Origin of the sequence: Rothia sp. 27098_8_27, assembly GCF_041432805.1 — a bacterium.
Classification (GTDB): domain Bacteria; phylum Actinomycetota; class Actinomycetes; order Actinomycetales; family Micrococcaceae; genus Rothia; species Rothia mucilaginosa.
This window is the reverse complement of record NZ_JAPWAJ010000009.1, coordinates 1-18,689: the sequence shown is the minus strand read 5'-3', so window position 1 is coordinate 18,689 and position 18,689 is coordinate 1. Positions and strand designations below refer to the sequence as shown.

The following is an 18,689-nucleotide window of genomic DNA, read 5'->3' as shown; positions in this document are numbered from 1 at the left end:
TCGTTGAGTTATATACCGTGCAGACACATAACAGCGACAAGTCTGAAACGCCACTGTATAGTGCCCACCTGAGTGGATAGGGTCAGGGGTAAAGCCGGAAAGAGAAAAAGCCCCGTACCACTTTATCAGTCCAATATGGGAAGGTTGATATTTTTTCCTCCTAGTCGGTGCCTCATCAGGATATTCAATTCAACCTTGAGGTGATAGTTAAAGGTATTTTTCATTTCGTTTCAACCTAGTGCACTTACCGAACTCTGTTTGACATAGAAAAACCCCGCGGCTGAGGTCATCCCTCAACCCACGGGGCCTTCTCTATGCGGGGTTCCACGGTTTAGCTTGCAGCAGGTTCAGCCTCCGGGTCCTCCTCATCTTCCTTCTCGGGGATAGCAACACCCACGGTCACGTACCTCTTCACCAGCAGGTACGAGGCGATCACCGGCACCACATACACCAGCGACAACCCGCTACCGGACTGCACAACATCAGCAGTAAGACGGACCGCCGCCAAACATCCGCCCAAACCCACCAGGGCTACGCAGAAGCCACGCAACACGCCATACCCGGCAGTGCCCTCCTCAAAGGTCGCCGCCCACAGCTTGAACAGGGTGCGGCGCACAAAAATCAGGAAAACCGGCACCAGGCACAACACCACTGAAACACCCACAGGCTCATAACCGGCAGCAGCGAACGAAACCACCGGAATAACCAGGCAGAAGAGCACCATCAGGGCGCTCACACCCAGCACCACGGTGCGCACATACCGGTTGATGCGCTCCATACGGTGCAGGTTAGGGATCTCCTCGCTCGGCTGCGCGGCATTGTAGAAGAACAGCAGCAGAACCAGTGCGGACGCCACCACATACCAGGGCGCGAAATTGATACCGTCCACCTGCGGGGTGGAGGCAACCGGCGGGACACCCGCCAGGGAGAGAGCAGCGAGCAGAACAATCGCGGCAACGCAGAACGTGCCCACCGTCAGCAGAAAGTAATGGTACGCGCCGCCGTTCTTTGCATCCTGCACACCGTGCTCACGCGTGCCGTCAATCATCACGACGGAAAACAGCATCGTGGAGATGGATAGGATGCTCCACGCGTACTCGCCCGTCATGACGGGGACAAGTATGAGGAGCACGGATGCAGAGAACAGAATCCACAGGAGCACTCGCTGCAGGGTGGGTGAGGATGCGATGGCCTCTCCAATAAAGTCGATGATAAATTCGCCGATAAAGCTCACGGTGGGATCCTTTCTGCGGGGGAGGGGTTACTCTTTGATCTCTTCAAAGCGGAGGACGCTGAAGTCGAATTCATCGTTTCGGGTATCGAAGGACTTGTACGCCCTATATTTCTTGCCCGTCTCAAAGTTCTGGAGGTATTTGCGGATGGGGATACCATCAGGGGATTTGCTTGATTTGATGATTCCGCACTCTTCCGTTTCGAATTCGCCGGAGATTGAGTAGGGGTCCTCATGCTCAATGATTTCGACTGAGGTAACAGTGCAGATAGCGGATTCATTGCCCGGGTTGTAGTTGGTCATAAAATGTAAGGACGCGAAGAACCCTAGAATGACTACTACGGTTATGATGGAGCCACGTGCATCCCATACATCTTTTGCTATGTCGCGAAGATACTCTATGAAGTCGACTTTATTCTTCTTTTTCTTGACGTACCTCTTTTTGTTAATCTTCTTTGAAGCCCCAGTTTCGGTAACGTAATTTACCTCTGGGTAACTCTTTTTCTTTGGGGTGTTCCTTTTCTTTGAAACGTTCTTTTTCCTTGGGGAGTTCTTTTTCACTGCTCTTCACCTTCTTTCTGGGTTGTGGGCTGTTATTCTGCGCTAGGTTTCTAGGCTTTCGTTGCCTTGTGCGCTTCGCTGCTTACCTTGGTTGTGCTCATGGTATGTACGTCCTTGTGCGGTAGTGGTTGGTGAATCGTGCTCGCCCCGGTGGTGACGGGCACATCCTTAGCCTATCGCACGGTATCTGACCAGAAGGTTAACTGGATGCAAGGCTCGGGTGAAGACTCGGCAACCACTCCGCGGATAACGCAAATCTGGGCTTAACCACCCGATTTCGTTAGCTACTCTGAGAACGAACCCGCACCCTCCGCACCGTTGCCGGAAGGCTGCCGGTCACCGATAAAACAGAAAGGGTAGTTGACCACCATGATGATGAACTACACCATGATTGCCCTCTGGGGCGTAGTAAATGTCCTACAGGCGTACAAGATATTCCAGTCCATCATTGTCTACGAAATCAACCGACGCCGAGACAAGAAGCTGTACGCCAAAAACATTTACATTACTCGAAGCGACCGCTCCGAAATAATTGTGCTTGCCGTCGCGCTTCCCATGACCCCTGCTCTGATGTTTATGGTGCATCTGCTGGGCGATATAGGATTCCATTTTCTATATGATGTCGGAGCTTTCCTCTTCACGTGCTTTCTTCTATATGTCTTTAACGAAACCGCTGGTTCTTACACCAAAATCTCGCCGGAAGGATTCGAAGAGGACAACGGGCACGACAATAAAACCTTCTACCCGCTCAACGCGATCGATAAGGTCACGTATACGCAGAGTTCCGACAGTGAAATTTCAGACTCCGTCTCCTTCGACACGAAATCGGGTAAGCGCATCGCGCGTTTCGGGCCCATCTATGAGGGCTACCCCCTCCTCGCAATGACCCGATTCAAGATGGAAAACGACCGCTGGCCAGACATGAACAACCCCGAAGAAGCCGCACAGGTCAAGGCGTGGATGAACTGGAGCTCCACCATCCCGCACATCAAGGACAAGGAAATTTCGGGCCTCGCCGAAGTAGACATGTAGCCCGCGATTCAGCCCGTATTGAGTGCGTGCCCGGCGTGTTTCTCAACCAATATTTCCGCAATTTTTCTGCCGGAAAAACGTTGACTAGCCCGCATGGTCTAACCCTCAACTAGAAGGTGCACTCTGCGCGCAAAAACATTAACGTTGAGGCTTACAATAAGAAATGGTTAATGCACAGCCGCACGCCGTGCACACGCCACGTCACTTCACAGAAACACCAACCCCGAAAGGCATATCATGGCCACCAAGAAGTCCGCACGCCTCACCCGCCGCGCAGCACTCGCCGCCGCAGGCGCAGGCGCAGCAACCGCCCTCGGCGCACTGCTCACCCCCGCACAGGCAACCACCTACCGCCCCACCGTGCGCCGCACCCCCTACAACGGCTACTACTCGCACCGTTACGGCCGCCGCGGCCGCATCGTCATCAGCGACTACTACGGCAGCTCCTACAGCCACTACTACTATTACGGCGGCTAAACCCCGACCATAACCCCGGATGCGCCGGGGAACGGCTGGGCGGCTGAGAGGGCGACCCGGCGGCACCCCGCCACAAAACATATACTGGAAGACGGCACTACACCCCGTGTAGTGCCGTCTTCCCGTTAGATGCCGCAGGCATCACCCGCACCACGGTGCGGAAAATGCACCACAGATAGAGAGAACCCATGAAGAACGTAACCCGCCGATCCGCCCTCGGCCTGCTCGCAGTAACCGGCGGCGCAACCCTCCTCGCAGCCTGCGGTGCTCAGCCTCAGGCAACCAGCGGCAACGCATCCGGTAGCGCATCTGCTTCCGCGTCGGCATCTAAGACCGCACGCACCGACTACTCCGGCGTTGCAGTCCTGGAGGGCTACACATCCAAGCCTTCCGACTACCAGCCCGCAACCCGCACCGAGCCGTCCAAGAACGCCCCCGTGCCCGTGAAGCCCGCCGTTGCCAACGAGAACAGCGTCGAGGGTCTGTACCAGTCCATCGCGTTCTTCGGCGCAGCCATTGAGTACTACATGCGCACCGGTAAGACCGAACCCCTGCGTGAATGCGCGGTTGACAACTCCGAGCTGAAGAACATGCTCGAACCCGAAGAAGGCACCCTGGGTGCTGGCCTGCAGCAGGGCAAGATTTGGATGCAGGACCCGTCCGTCACCATCACCATGCTTACCGCTCAGCCCGAGCGTGATGGCGACGCCTACAACTGGGATATCCGCCTGACCATGGACAGCGGTGAGTTCATCGCAAGCAAGGACCGTGTGGAGAACGCTTCCTCCGATTCGGACCGTAAGAACGATGTGGAGCGCACCCTGCACGGTGTCTACGAGAACGGTGCGTGGAAGCTGACCGGTATGCGCACTTCCTCTTCGTCCTCGGCTTCTGCTTCCTAAAAGCTTCAGCCTAGAAGCGCGTAGCTTCTACACCTAAAAGGCGCCCGCCCCGTGGAATAAACCCACGAGGCGGGCGCCTCTCTCATGCGGTGAAGGACTTACCCTGCTTTTACCTATGCAGAAGCAAGCTTCTCCTCAAGCTCCTTCACAATCTTCGCGTGTTCCTTCTCAGAGATAGAAACCTTGAAGAAGAAGGCGAGGAACGAGCACACAATAATGGCCAGCGGCACATAGAAAGCAGCCGTGTTGAACGTCTGAATGTTCTGCGCGGTGAGGCTATTAGGATCTGCACCGTTAGTCATAGCGGCAGCAACAGCAACCGCACCCACGATGCTGTTAGAGAGAGCACCAGCGATCTTGTCGAGCATCGGGCGGACGGACAGGGTAACTGCCTCGTTGCGCTGACCGGTCTTCAGCTGGCCGTACTCAATGGAGTCGGTCAGCGCCAAGATAGCGGTCATCTGGATGAAGGTGTTCGGGGTGTAGAACAGGACCAGTGCCACGTAGACCAGAGCCAAGTTCTGCGGGAAAAGAATGAACAGAATGTAGGCGACAATCATCATGGCCAGGCCGCTCAGGTACAGGTAGCGACGCTGGATGAAACGGTTGATGGCCGGGTACAGCGGAGCCAGCACAAGACCGGTAATGAACGCGATAAGACCAACGACCGAGTACTGTTCCTTGTCACGGATGATGAAGATGAAGTGGTACAGCAGGAAGCCGGTGGTTGCCACGTTTGCAATGGAGAAGAGCAGGTAGCTCAGAGAAATCCACAGGAGCTGATCATTCTGGCCGATGGCCTTGAATGCCTGCAGCAGGTTACCGCCCTCTTCAGAGTGGGTACGCAGGTCGCTCTCCTGCTCGGTGGTACCGAAAGCCACAGCCAGTGCGGTCACAATACCCAGGATGCAGATGATAGCGCCGAAGGCAGTCCAACCAGCCTGCGAGTTGGACTCTGCACCAGCCATACCGCTGAAGAAGCCCAGGATGGGGACCACGGTGGTGGTCACGCCGTTGTAGCCAATCGAACCGGTGAAGGTTGCCAAGGAAGTGAAGATACTGCGCTCGCGCGAGGACGACGAAAGCGCCGGAATCATACCCCAGTAGGAGATATCACGCAGGGAGTAGAGAACATCCAGGAGGATGAAGACGATGATGAAGACGATGATGAACAGAGTTTTGTCGGTGTTCACCAGACCAAAAAGACCGGTGAAAATCGCAAAAAGGAGAATTGACGAAGTGACACCACCGACAACCTGCCAGGGGTGGAAACGGCCCCAGCGAGTTTTCGTGTTATCGACGAGGTTACCCAGCAGCGGGTCAATGAAAATTTCTGCAATACGAATGATGAAGACAAGAAGCGTAATAATGCCAATCATGGCGGCTGCTTCATCTTTTTCGTAGCTTGAGAACAGAGTCTGTGCAGCATAGTACGTCACAAAGTAAGTACTCAAGGCGTTGTAGTATGCTGCCTGGCCCAGGTTACCGAGTGCGTATGAGATTCGCTGAGTCAGCAAGCTCTTTGGCTTGCGTTTTGGGGCGGAGTGTTCTGCAGTTGCGGAAGCTCCGGAGTGATTCTGGCCCGCCATCACCTTCTCCTTCGAGGTCGATATGGATTATGTGGAAAGCAATCGTAGCTCACACGCGGATAAATGTGTTTTATACCTTATCCGCGTGATTATTGATTATTCTAAGTATAGCGATTGCGGAAAAACCGAGAAGGGTTTTCACGAATATTTTTTTATTGATAGATAAGCCCTTCATAAACCCCGAGCAGTAAATGTCAAAATGCATTTTTTGCAGGTCAGCGCATTACGCGTAATTTTATTTTGAACGCCCTATAACCTTGTTTTCATCATCGCCTTCCGGCATCCTTAAAGGGACCAAACAAAGATGTATACGAGAGGAAGGAAGACATGTCTTCCACCGAACAAACGACTCCCGTAGTCTCCTCCCAGTCACCCTCAGCAGCGTGGCTTGATGACCCCACTGTGTACGCTGTCAACAGGGAGGCAGCGCACTCCGACCATCACTCCTCAAACCCCCAGCAGAGCCTCAACGGCACGTGGGCTGTCCGCACTGCATGGGCCTCAGACATTGATGTCACCACCGCAGAATTCGCCGCCCCCGCCCTCGACGAAAGCGACTACCAGAGCATCCCCGTCCCCGCCACCCTGGAAACTGAGGGACTCTGGCGCCCCGCCTACGTCAACATCCAGATGCCCTGGGACGGCCACGAAAACCCCGAAGCTCCTCACATCCCCGAGAAGAACCACGTAGCCCTCTACCGCAAGCACTTTACCCTGGATGGCGACCTCAAGAAGATGCTGAGCGAATCGGGCCGCATCGCGCTCGCCTTCGAAGGCTTCGCAACCGCAATTTACGTGTGGGTTGACGGCACCTTCGTCGGTTACGCGGAAGACGGTTACACCACCACCTCCTTCGACATCACCGATATCGTCAGCAAGGACGCAGAAGGCAACCACACCCTGACCGTCGCATGCTACGAATACTCGAGCGCTTCATGGCTGGAAGGCCAGGACTCGTGGCGTTTCCACGGCCTCTTCCGTGCTGTGAACCTGGTAGCCCGCCCCGCAGTCAGCATCGCCTCCCTCACCGTTGAAGCAGACTACGACGCACCCACCGGCGAAGCACACCTGGACGCTCTCGTCACCCTCAACGGTGAAGAAATCAAGGCGTACACCCTGCAGGCCAGCGTCCTTGACAGCAACCATGTCATCTGGTCTGGTACCGTCGCCGCCGAAGACGCATCCGTGCGCATCTCCTCCGACGCCCTTGAAGGTATCGCTCCCTGGTCGGCTGAATCTCCCTCTCTCTACACTCTGACGGTGAATCTGCTCCACGACGGCAAGACCGTAGAATCCACCAGCCAGCGCGTCGGATTCCGTCGCTTCCGCATCGAGAACGGAATCATGACCCTCAACGGTCACCGAGTCCTCTTCAAGGGTGTCAACCGCCACGAGTTCCACCCGCGTACCGGCCGCGTCCTGACCGTTGAAGACATGACTTCAGAGATTCTCTTCTGCAAGCAGCACAACATCAACGCTATCCGCACCAGCCACTACCCCAACGATTCACGCTTCTACGCCCTGGCTGACGAATACGGTATCTACCTGGTTGACGAAGCAAACCTGGAAACTCACGGCTCCTGGTGCACCCCCGGTGACATTCCCACCCCCGAGACCACGATCCCCGGCTCCCGCATGGAATGGGAAGGCGCCTGCGTTGACCGCGTAGAATCCATGATGCGCCGCGACTACAACCACCCCTCCGTAGTAATCTGGTCGCTCGGTAACGAAGCGTACGGCGGCGAAGTATTCCGCTCCATGTACCGCCGAGTCCACGAACTGGACCCCAACCGCCCCGTACACTACGAAGGCATCACCTGGCACCGCGAATTTGATGACGTCACCGACATCGAATCCGGTATGTACACCCACGCTGACGTCGTTGAAAAGTACCTGTCGAACAACCCCCAGAAGCCCTTCATCATGTGCGAATACATGCACGCAATGGGCAACTCGGTCGGCGCTATCGACGAATACGTCGCTCTGGAACGCTACCCCCACTACCAGGGCGGTTTCATCTGGGACATGATCGACCAGGCACTCTGGCACCCCGGTGAGAGCGAAGGCGCCCCCGAATACCTCGCCTACGGTGGCGCATTCGGCGAACGCCCCTGCGACTACGAATTCTCCGGTGACGGTATCCTCTTCGCCGACCGCAAGGTAAGCCCCAAGGCTGCTGAAGTGAAGGCAGTGTACTCCAACCTGCGCATCACCCCCGACCAGAAGGGCGTGACGGTTGTCAACGACAACCTCTTCACCTCCACCGCAGACTACACCTTCAAGGCTAGCCTGCTGGTCAACGGCGTTCCTCAGTGGCAGGAAGACTACTTCTTCGACGTAGCCCCGGAATCCACCCACGAGCTGGTAATTCCCTGGCCCCTGGAAGAATACGCTGCCGACAACGCAGAAGTAACCCTGGACGTCAGCCTCGTGCTCACTGAAGACGCCGCATGGGCTCCTGCAGGACACGAAATTGCCTTCGGTCAGTACGTCATCCCCGCATCGCAGGCTGAAGCAAACACCGCTGAAGACGCAGCAGATGCGACGGTGACCGTCGGCCGCTGGAACGTCGGTCTGCGCAACAACCAGGCTGAAGTTATTCTGTCCCGAACCCAGGGCGGCATCGTCTCCTGGGTACACAACGGCACCGAGCATGTTATTCGCCCCCCGAAGCTCACCACCTTCAGGCCCCTGACCGACAACGACCGCGGCGCCGGACACGGTTTCGAACGCGCCCAGTGGACCGTTGCAGGCCGCTACGCCCGTTGCGCTAACGTTGCTGTCGAGCAGCCCAGCGATGACAGCGTGGCAGTGACCTACACCTACGAGCTGGCAACCCCCGCTCACACCGCTGTTACGGTCCGCTACGAAGCACAGAGCACCGGCAACGTGCGAATAACCATCGACTACCCCGGCGAGAAGGACGCACCGTCCCTGCCCGCATTCGGTCTGGAATGGGCACTGCCCGGCGAGTTCTCGCACCTGCGTTACTACGGCCTCGGCCCCGGCGACTCCTACCCCGACCGTTGCAGCGGCGTCCGCCTGGGCGTGTGGGAAAGCACCCCCGAGCAGGACTACGCACCGTACCTGGTACCTCAGGAAAGCGGCAACCACATGGGTGTCCGTTGGGCTGAAGTGACGAACGACAGCAACCACGGCTTCCGTGTCCGCCAGCTGCAGACTGCCGGTGACGGCCTGCACGTATCGCTCCTGCCCTACTCCTCCTACCAGATTGAGGAAGCTTCCTACCAGTGGGAGCTGCCCGAGAACAACCGCACCTACCTGCGTATCCTGGCAGGTCAGCTCGGCGTTGGTGGAGACGACTCGTGGGGTTCGCCGGTACACAGCCAGTACCACATCGATGCAACCGAGCCGCTGCACATGGACATTGCGCTAGAAATTATCTAACGCAACGCTCGGCACAGTAGCAGTAGATGCCTACCTTCGTGTAGCGTCCACAGCTCTCTAGAAAAGAGGCGTCCGCCTCGTGGTTTTTAAGCCACGAGGCGGACGCCTTTCTTATATGCGCAATAAAGCATATACCCTTATCGGGGTGCTACCAGATGCGCACGCGCTGCTCCGGAGCCAGGTACAGTGCATCGCCCTCAGAGACACCAAACGCCTCATAGAACTCATCAATATTGCGCACCACACCGTTCACACGGAACTCATCCGGCGAATGCGGATCCACCGAAATCATCACCTCAGCATGCTGCGGGCGGGACTTCGTGCACCAGCCGCGAGCATTCGAGAAGAAGAAACGCTGAATACCGGTCATACCGTCAATCACCGGCGCGTCAGCCAGCGACTCAATGCCCTGCTTCTTCAAAGCCAGACGGTACGCCTTCAACGCAATAGACATGCCAGCCAGGTCGCCAATGTTCTCGCCCAGAGTCAGCTCACCGTTCACATGGAACTTCGGGTCCAGACCCACCGGAACGTACGCGTTGTACTGCTCCACCAGCGCGGAGGTGCGCTCCTTGAACTTCGCGTAATCCTCCTCAGTCCACCAGCTCTCCAGCTTGCCGTCACCGTCATAGCGGGAACCCTGATCGTCAAAACCGTGACCAATCTCGTGACCAATAATCATTCCGATATTGCCGTAGTTCGCCGCATCATCAGCATCCGGGTTGAAGTACGGCGGCTGCAGAATCGCTGCCGGGAACACAATCTCATTCGCCGGCGGCATGTAGTACGCGTTCACGGTCTGCGGAGTCATCAGCCACTCCGACTTATCCACCGGCTGACCCTTACGGGCAATCAGCCAGTCAGCATCAAACGCACCGGTACGGCGCAGGTTCTCGAACAGGTCACCGGGAACGAGCTCCAGTGCGGAGAAGTCACGCCACTTATCGGGGTAACCAATCTTGGTGACGAACTTCGACAGCTTCTCCAGCGCCTTCTGACGGGTTGCCTCAGTCATCCAGTCCAGCGACTCAATAGACTCGCGGTACGCCTCCAGGAGGTTGCCGACCAGAACCAGCATCTTCTCCTTGTGCGAAGGCGGGAAGTGCACAGCCACGTACTCCTGGCCAATCTCCTCACCCAGAGCCTTCTCCACAGCGCCCACGCCGCGCTTCCAGCGCTCACGAATCTGCTGAGTACCAGAAAGGGTCTTGCCGTAGAAATTGAAGCTCTCCTGAACCAGATCGTCGTACATGAACGGCGCACGCGAACGCAGAACAGTCCACACAGCCCACAGCTTCCAGCTCATCAGCGGGATGGAGGTGAACAGCTTAGCCGCACCCTCAAAGAAGGACGGCTGGCCCACAATAACCTGACCCAGGGTCTCCGGGTCGGCACCCAGAGCCAGCAGCCACTGCGAGAACGGGAAGCCGGGGAACTTCTCGTCCAGCTCGGTCGCCTGGTACGGGTTGTAGGTCGCCTCAGCATCACGGTTCTCCACGACGTTCCAGTGCAGGCGAGCCAGCTCCGACTCGTGAGTGAACACCAGCTGAGCCGCCTGCTCCGGAGTCAGACCGAAGCCCTCAGCCAGACCGGTCAGCTGGAACATGCGGGCAATATGCTCAACATACGCCGCGCATGCAGCCTCGTGCTTCTCTTCACGGTAGTAGGATTCATCCGGCAGACCCAGACCCGACTGGTACAGGAAGAACGTGTAATTCTTCGGGTCCTTCGGGTCGTTGCTGGTGTACCAGGCGAACAGCTGCGGCAGACCCGCACGAGACAGCAACGCCAGGGTCACAGCCAGGTGGGAGGGGGTTGCCGAGTTCAGAATCGGGGCGATTTCCTTCAGCAACGGCTCCAGGCCGTCCGCCTCAATCTTCTCAACATCCATGAAGGAGTTGTACAGCGCACCAATACGGGACTCCGGCTGCTCCTTCGCGATCTTCTCCACCAGCTCACGCACGTGCTTCTCTGCGTTATCGCGGAGGGTGTACAGGCCGCCGTCCTTGGGGCGGTCCGCCGGGATTTCGTGGGTGGCAAGCCACTTACCGTTGACGTGGCGGAAGAAATCGTCGCCCGGCTTGACGGTTTCATCCACCCATTCTTTAGTGATTCCAGAGTTAGTAGTCATGGTTCCATTCTAGGTTCTTAACGTAAGAAGCCACACGATTACCGACAAGCCACCATATGGTGACTCACCAGCAAACGTGTGGCTTCCCTACACGAAAGACCGGGTAATTATGCCTGAGCCGCCAGCTTCTCTGCACGCTCAGCCATCAGACGCTTCTCAGCACCATTGACCAGCAACAGGAACAGAACCGCCAGACCCGAGCACACAATCATGAAGACGAACGCGGTGCTCCAACCCCAGTGGTCAACAATAATGCCGATACCGGCAGAAGCCAGGGTCGCACCCAGAGCGTAACCGAACAGGCCGGTGAAGCCCGCAGCGGTACCAGCAACATGCGAGGGGGACAGGTCAATAGCCTGCAGACCAATCAGCATGACCGGGCCGTAAATCAGGCCACCAATCAGAGCCAACGCAACGTACGCAATCCACAGCGGCGCATCCGAAGAAGGCAGCCAGTACAGCAGAATCGCGCCAACGGTCGCGATCAGGAACAGGATACCCGCGGGGGAGCGGCGACCCTTGAACATGCGGTCAGAAACGTAACCGCACAGGACGGTACCACCAATACCGGCAAGCTCCAGAATCGAGAAGCCCGCAATACCACCCTCAAGGGAAGCGTGGCGCACATCGTGCAGGTACTTCGGCGCCCACACCAACACGCCGTAACGCAGGGTGTACACGAACACGTTCGCCAGAGCCAGGTACACCATGGTCGAGTTGGTCAGCACGTGCTTACGGATGGTGGTCCAGGTGGACTCTGCACGGTCCTCAGCGGTGGACTCAACCTTGTGCGGGTCGTTGCGGTACACGTCAACGGTGGGCAGACCCTCAGCCTCGGGGTTGTCACGAATCAGCAGCCATGCGACGAAGGCCAGAACGAAGCTGATAACAGCCGGGAACCAGAAGGCAACTTCCCAGGTCTTACCGAACATGGAGAAGCCCCAGGCCACCAGCAGACCGGACAGCGCACCACCAACGTTGTGGGCGGTGTTCCACCACGAAACCTTCGCGCCGCGCTCGCTGGTGGAGAACCAGTTCACGAGCACACGACCCGAGGGAGGCCAACCCATGCCCTGGAAGATGCCGTTGAAGACCATGATGGTCGCCATGATGGAGGCGATAGCGGCACCGTAGCCTGCCGCACCCGCGCCTTCACCCATGTAACCGGTCATTGCCAGCAGGATGTTTGCAACACCCGAGAGCACCAGACCGATGGGCAGGAACAAACGCGCGTTCGAGCGGTCAGAAATCATTGCGGTGAAGAACTTGCTGAAGCCGTAAGCCAGCAGTAGCGCCGTGGACAGTGCACCAATTGCTGCGTTGCTGAAGCCAAGTTCCTTGGTCAGAATCGGGGTGACCAGCGGGACGTTGTTACGAATCAGGTAGAAGGTCGCGTAACCGATGAAGATACCCATGAAGACCTGCAGGCGCATGCGTGGGTACTTTGCATTAACTTCAGCTTCGCTGAGCTGGGGCTTGGGTGCCGGAATAGCGAGCCAGCGGGGTGTAGAACCCTTCTTCTTCTTTGATGAAGTGGTAGTAGTCATGCTGGAATTCTAAAAACGGCGGCTTATAAAAATGCTAATCTGCTGGAAAAGTTTTCAGTAGAATGTTCACTATGGTGAACAGATATTCAGAGTGATTATTCTATTAATACTGTTTTTACCCTGGAATTACAGGGAAGTGCTAAATCTGTGTGATGTATATCTGTCTACTGGGCAACAGTGCCACAAGTGCTACAGTGAATATAAATACTTTCCTTGTTGAGTAAGTATGTGTTTTGGTCAGACCACACTTAAATTTAGAGTAATTTATACCCTAAGTTCAAAAAGAAAACCACTTGAACACCACAAAATCGGTGCCCAAAAACAGCACAGAAAAGCCCGCCCGCACGGTGCAGAAGAAAAACCGTACGGGCGGGCCTGTTATCTATCCCCAAAAGCTCGGCATACAGTCGGTACGCATACCGGCACGAAGCCGAACAGCCGCCACCTGCCGCAGGTTACCGCGAGCAAACCATCATCCGGTTAACCCGCAGCAGGCAGCGGAACCTAAAGCTCTCCGGGTGGGAAACCTAGAGAGAAGCGCGAATCGCCTTGGTGGCGTCCACCAGGTGACGCAGAGACTGCTTGGTCTCCTCGTAATCACGAGTCTTCAGACCACAGTCGGGGTTCACCCACAGGTCAGCAATGGTGCCGTAACCAATCGCAGCCTTCAGCAGGGACTCAATCTCATCCTGCGAAGGAACACGCGGGGAGTGGATGTCCCACACGCCCGGGCCCAGACCGGAAACGAAGCTCTCCGGAATATCAGCCAGCAGCTCCATGTGCGAACGAGCCGCCTCAATGCTGGTCACGTCAGCGTTCAGAGCGTTAATCGAGTCGATAATCTCGTTGAACTCCGAGTAGCACAGGTGGGTGTGAATCTGAGTGGAATCCTTCACACCGCTGGTAGCCAGGCGGAAGGAGTTCACCGACCAGTCCAGGTACTGCGGCTGCTCATCGCGGCGCAGGGGCAGCAGCTCACGCAGAGCCGGCTCGTCCACCTGAATGATGCGGATGCCCGCCTGCTCCAGGTCAGCAATCTCGTCGGCAAGAGCCAAAGCCACCTGGTTAGCGGTCTCGCGACGCGGCTGGTCGTCACGCACGAAGGACCACGCCAGAATCGTCACCGGGCCGGTGAGCATGCCCTTGACCGGCTTGTCGCTCAGCGACTGTGCGTGGGAGCTCCACGGAACGGTGAACGCCTCACCGCGCAGGCCCTCACCGTGACGCTTCACGTCACCGAACAGGATCGAGGGGCGGGTGCAACGCGAACCGTAGGACTGAACCCAGCCGTGGCGGGTGGTTGCGAAACCGTCGAAGTTCTCAGCGAAGTACTGAACCATGTCGTTACGCTCGGCCTCACCGTGAACCAGCACGTCCAGGCCCAGCTCCTCCTGCAGCTTGATGACGGAGGCGATCTCGTCACGCAGGAAGCCGTTCAGCTCCTCAGCGGAAATCTTGCCCGCACGAGCCTCCGCACGGTGGCGGCGAATCTCAGCGGTCTGGGGGAAGGAGCCGATGGTGGTGGTCGGCAGCTTCGGCAGGTTCAGGTCAGCCTGAGCCGCGCGGCGAACGTCAATGGTCGGGCGGTCGAAGTCCTCGGGAGTCACAGCTGCGGCGCGGGCACGGATCTCGTCGTTGTGCTTGCGCGGGTCAGCGGCGAAGCGAGCCAGCGCCTCATCAGCAGCCTTCAGCTCCGGCTCAACAGCGGCCTCACCCTCAGCCAGGCCACGAGCCAGCAGAGCAATCTCAGCGACCTTCTGATCGGCGAATGCCAGGCCGTCCACGGGAACCTCGGCGGGGTCTTCCAGAGCCAGGTCGTGCGGCACATGCTGCAGGGAGGTCGAGGAAGCCACCGACACGGCACCCTTGGATGCGCCGGGCAGTGCTTCCAGAGTCTTCAGGGCGGCACGAACATCAGCACGCCACACATTACGGCCGTTCACAACACCGGCAACCAGGTGAACACCAGCGGCAGAAACAGACTCCAGCTCAGCCTTCGAGTACACACCGTGCACCAGGTCAAGATGCAGAGCCTCAATGCCGGTACCCAGCAGTGCCGGCAGGTTCTCACGCAGAGAACCGTAGGGGCTGGTCACCAGAATCTGCGGGCGCTTCTCGCCGGCAGCCAGGGCACGGTAGGTGCGCTCAGCCAGCTGCGCAACCTTCGCGTTGTCGGCACGGTCCACGGTCAGGCCCGGCTCGTCCAGCTGAACCCACTCAACACCGCGCTCAGCCAGCTGCTCCAGCACCTGAGCGTAAGCGGCAACGAACTCATCCAGACGGTCGATGGGTGCGAAGTCCTCAGCGGAACCCTGCTCAGCCTTAGCGCCCAGCAGCAGGGTCAGCGGGCCAACAATCTGCGGGCGAACCTTCACGCCAGCCTGCTTTGCCACCTCAAGCTGCTCGTCAATAGCCTCAAGGTTCAGCTTAATCTCGGTGCCGGCACCAATCTCGGGCACCAGGTAGTGGTAGTTGGTGTCGAACCACTTAGTCATCTCCAGAGGAGGCAGGGTCTCGGTACCGCGCGCCAGTGCGAAGTAGCCGGGCAGATCCAGCAGACCGCGTGCGTCCTTAGCCTCAGCCAGACGCTCGGGAACCAGGGTGAACAGGCGAACCACATCAAGCACCTGGTCGTAGTAGGAGAAGGTTGCCGGAATCGAGTAGTTATCAGCCTTCAGGCCGGCGGCGGTCACGCGCTCGAAGTAGGTGCGCTGCACGTCAGCGGCGGTGTCCTGCAGCTCCTGCAGGGTTGCCTTGCCCTTCCAGAAAGCCTCCTGAGCCTTCTTCAGTTCGCGGAAGCGGCCCACGCGGGGGTAACCAACAATGGTTGCGGCGGGGAATGCGGTGTTCGACATAGTAATTTTTCCTTTACTGGGGATAGATGTGGGAGTTAGTTCCGGTGTTTCGCCGCCCAGCGGTGGGCGGTGAAACGGGGGTCATAACTCCCGGAATATTTGTGGGGGAGATTGTGGAAACGCATCCGACAAGGAGCGCTATGGGGGTTAGGCGTATTCCAGTTCGCTCAGCGGCTGAGAGAAACGGTTGCTGTATCGGGGTAGGTCCAGCTGATCCAGAACGTCCAGAACCGCCGCATGCTCGTTGAAGGTGAAGAAGTGCAGACCCGGTGCGCCCGCATCCATCACGGTGCGGCACTGGTTCAACGCATACTCAACACCGATGCGGTGCAGCTCAGCGCTACTGGTTGCCGTTTCTAGGGCGTAGGCGAGGTCCGCCGGGACCGCCATGCCCGCCATCTGGCAGAGGTTCCGCAGGCGCTTCAGTGAGGTCACCGGCATGATGCCCGGAATAATCGGAATATCCACGCCTGCCAGGTGCGCCGAATCGACCAGGGCACTGTAGCGCTCGTCCTCAAAAAACACCTGAGTAATCGCGAAATCCGCGCCGGCACGCTGCTTCGACAGCAGAATCTCAATATCCTGCAGCAGGGATGCGGACTCGGGGTGCTTCTGCGGGTATGCCGCCACACCAATCGACACCTTGCCAGCTGCCAGGTGGGCGAAATCTTCACGCTCCACGCGGCGAATCAGTTCCACCAGGTAGCGGGCGAAAGGAAGTTCAGAAACCTGACCTTCCTGAATATCACCGCGAAGAGCCAGGAAACCGCGCACACCCAGACCCAGAATCAGGCGGACTGCACGCTCCAGCTCGTGCACTGAATGGCCTGCGCAAATCAGGTGAGCCAGCGGGGTGAGGGAGGTTTCATGCACCAGGTGGTCGAGCAGCGCCAGGGTCTTCTGGCGGCGCTTCGCGTCACCGGCGTAGGTGACCGATACGTAGTCGGGGTTGGTGCCCTCAAGCTCGGCAATGGTGTGGAGTAGCGACTCGCAGCTTGCGTGTGAGCGGGGTGGGAACAGCTCAAAAGAAAGAGCCGGGTGAACTGTCGTCATAACCTTCCTTCGTGTTCACCCGATAGATACGCACCGGGAGGGTGCGTGAATTCTTCTGCAGGATGCGCTGTACCGGTTTGCGAGTACGACTCATCAAGGGGTGCCGAAGGGTATTCTTCTCTATCGGTTCTGGCGGGAGCACCTTGTCCGTACCCTGCACCGTGACGGTGGGGGATACTGGCGAGGTTGCTGCGACGTCGACGAGCCAGATCTCTCGGTCGCTCTTGATAGATAACGCTTTCACTTTACCCACCGCCTCCGAGGGCGTGCAAGGGATGCGGTGGTTGATGTCCTAATATTTCTGGACATGACATTGGGGCGAAATATGAACTTAATATGACTGACTATGACGAAGGGCGGCTGGGGGTGTTGCGGGTAGGGCTGTCGGCTGACCCATGGATGTCCGGAACTATCGCAGATACGTCTGCTTAATATTCTTGGACACGCACGAATATATGTGTTTTGAATTTCATTGCGGGGTAAGGTAGCTAGTGAGGCACGGGTAGTGTTTCAATGTCCGCTCATCGAGGAGTTTCAGGGCTCAAAGATGAGTTCAATATGACTTTGTGAGCGTGGTGAGAATGAAAAAGCTATTTTCTTCTATACTCTGGTCCTTCCGCCTAGCATGGAAAACCTGTCCCACAACCCTGGTGAGCGTCGCCCTATCGCTAGCCGTCATTGCCTGCATTCCCTTGAGTCAGTCCCTGCTGATTGGTAATACAGTATCAGCCTTGAGCGGTTCAAATGGTGGCGCGGCCTGGATTTATATCGTTGCTCTTGCCCTTGTTGTCGGAATTAATATCATTGCTAAACGCTGGGTCATAAGTAACATGCTCATCCTCAAATCAAAGGTGAACTATCGGGTTCACTGCATGTTAAATAACAGGTTATCTACATTTCCGTTGTCTGATATAGGTAGCACAAAATCACAGGAAGATATACGTGCTGCAAGAGAGGCAATATCGAAACAGGAATTGCAGGTTCACACCATGTCAGTTATGACACTGGTGAGTTCCTTTGCGATGGTTTTCCTCCTCTGTTTTAATATTGCAAACGTCAGCATGGTGGCAGCAATTTTTGCGGCACTGTGTTCACTACCCCTATCTATTGCAATGGTAATCCTCGCTAAACGTGATTACGCTATATACACCCTAATGTACGAGGACTATCGGGTAGAGAACTACTATCTAGACAATCTGATGGCTCAGAGTCGCGCCCAAGAACTTCACCTCATGAGAGCCTCCCGATTTTTCTCGCAACGCGTAGCGTCCTGGCGACGCCGGGCGGCCGGTAGGGAATTGAGCCTTGAAAGTGTTAGAGGAATCATCTCCATAGTTGCAGGGCTACTCTGCTCTGTCTTACTTTTTGCGTCCCTGTACTTCCTTGTGGATTCAGGAGCCGATATATCGTATGTGGCCGGATCGCTGATTGGAATCATTGCCTGTGTTAACGCGACCCAAGAGGTGGGATATTCATTCGGCCAGATTATTAATGGAGCATTATCTGTTCAGCAATTCCGAAGGGTATGCGACTCTGATACTTACGACCATGCTTCTGAGATAAAAACTTCTAACCCTAACCGTGAAAATATTTCAAAAATTATATGCAAAGATGTATCCGTTCAGTATGAGGGCGCGTCGTCTTTTGCACTTAAAGATATTAATCTTGAGCTGATGAATAATCAAATGATTGCAGTAGTTGGTGCCTCGGGTGCGGGAAAAACAACGCTAATAAATGCAATTCTTGGAATTACACCAATTGCCCAGGGGAGCATAACGTATAAGGGTGCTTCTTCTGAGAGTAAATACAACATGTTGGCAAATGTGGGTTTGGTGAGTCAAGACTACGGCCGTTATGAACTGACTGTGCGTGAAAATCTTCTTCTGGGTTTGCCGCAGGCGGC

General features: G+C 56.7%; 12 protein-coding genes and 1 riboswitch. Of the genes, 5 read left to right on the top strand and 7 right to left on the bottom strand.

Translation table 11 applies throughout. The features are described from left to right. Nucleotides 1-331: 331 nt before the first annotated feature. A complete protein-coding gene (locus O3675_RS08625; protein ID WP_371572057.1) occupies nucleotides 332-1,234 on the bottom strand; it encodes a hypothetical protein in 903 nt (300 codons plus the stop codon). Between the two features lie 27 nt (nucleotides 1,235-1,261). Continuing rightward, nucleotides 1,262-1,792, bottom strand: coding sequence for a hypothetical protein (locus O3675_RS08620; protein WP_371572055.1), 531 nt, complete (start codon nucleotides 1,790-1,792; stop codon nucleotides 1,262-1,264). 369 nt (nucleotides 1,793-2,161) lie between these two features. Here O3675_RS08620 and O3675_RS08615 point away from each other — a divergent pair, with 369 nt between their 5' ends. The 3 genes from O3675_RS08615 (at nucleotide 2,162) to O3675_RS08605 (ending at nucleotide 4,203) form a co-directional block, all read left to right on the top strand. Continuing rightward, nucleotides 2,162-2,824 carry a hypothetical protein gene (locus tag O3675_RS08615; protein WP_371572053.1) on the top strand — a complete coding sequence of 221 codons (663 nt, stop codon included), beginning with the start codon at nucleotides 2,162-2,164 and terminating at the stop codon, nucleotides 2,822-2,824. 237 nt (nucleotides 2,825-3,061) lie between these two features. After that, nucleotides 3,062-3,301, top strand: a complete 240-nt coding sequence (locus O3675_RS08610; protein ID WP_371572051.1) for a transcriptional initiation protein Tat — start codon at nucleotides 3,062-3,064, stop codon at nucleotides 3,299-3,301. A gap of 188 nt (nucleotides 3,302-3,489) precedes the next feature. Next, complete coding sequence (locus O3675_RS08605; protein ID WP_371572049.1) at nucleotides 3,490-4,203, top strand: DUF6318 family protein; 714 nt, start codon at nucleotides 3,490-3,492, stop codon at nucleotides 4,201-4,203. A gap of 113 nt (nucleotides 4,204-4,316) precedes the next feature. On the opposite strand, the gene O3675_RS08600 is transcribed toward O3675_RS08605, so the two are convergent. Continuing rightward, nucleotides 4,317-5,792 (bottom strand): glycoside-pentoside-hexuronide (GPH):cation symporter, encoded by a 1,476-nt coding sequence (locus tag O3675_RS08600; protein ID WP_314361288.1) that lies wholly within the window; start codon nucleotides 5,790-5,792, stop codon nucleotides 4,317-4,319. Nucleotides 5,793-6,119: 327 nt separating this feature from the next. On the opposite strand from O3675_RS08600, the gene O3675_RS08595 reads away from it, so the two are divergent. After that, nucleotides 6,120-9,200, top strand: a complete 3,081-nt coding sequence (locus O3675_RS08595; protein WP_371572047.1) for a glycoside hydrolase family 2 TIM barrel-domain containing protein — start codon at nucleotides 6,120-6,122, stop codon at nucleotides 9,198-9,200. A gap of 148 nt (nucleotides 9,201-9,348) precedes the next feature. On the opposite strand, the gene O3675_RS08590 is transcribed toward O3675_RS08595, so the two are convergent. The 4 genes from O3675_RS08590 to O3675_RS08575 form a co-directional block, all read right to left on the bottom strand. After that, nucleotides 9,349-11,331 (bottom strand): M13 family metallopeptidase, encoded by a 1,983-nt coding sequence (locus O3675_RS08590; protein ID WP_005507319.1) that lies wholly within the window; start codon nucleotides 11,329-11,331, stop codon nucleotides 9,349-9,351. Between the two features lie 107 nt (nucleotides 11,332-11,438). After that, nucleotides 11,439-12,878, bottom strand: a complete 1,440-nt coding sequence (locus tag O3675_RS08585; RefSeq protein ID WP_371572045.1) for an MFS transporter — start codon at nucleotides 12,876-12,878, stop codon at nucleotides 11,439-11,441. A 527-nt stretch (nucleotides 12,879-13,405) separates the two neighbouring features. After that, on the bottom strand, nucleotides 13,406-15,733 hold the full coding sequence (gene metE / locus O3675_RS08580) for a 5-methyltetrahydropteroyltriglutamate--homocysteine S-methyltransferase (protein WP_371572043.1): 2,328 nt from the start codon (nucleotides 15,731-15,733) through the stop codon (nucleotides 13,406-13,408). Between the two features lie 147 nt (nucleotides 15,734-15,880). Then, nucleotides 15,881-16,786, bottom strand: coding sequence for a methylenetetrahydrofolate reductase (locus O3675_RS08575; protein ID WP_371572041.1), 906 nt, complete (start codon nucleotides 16,784-16,786; stop codon nucleotides 15,881-15,883). A gap of 117 nt (nucleotides 16,787-16,903) precedes the next feature. Next, a riboswitch (SAM riboswitch) is annotated at nucleotides 16,904-17,020 on the bottom strand. A 347-nt stretch (nucleotides 17,021-17,367) separates the two neighbouring features. Between O3675_RS08575 and O3675_RS08570 the strand changes: the two genes are divergently transcribed. Then, nucleotides 17,368-18,689: ATP-binding cassette domain-containing protein (locus O3675_RS08570; RefSeq protein ID WP_371572039.1), on the top strand; the 1,322-nt coding region annotated here is incomplete at its 3' end.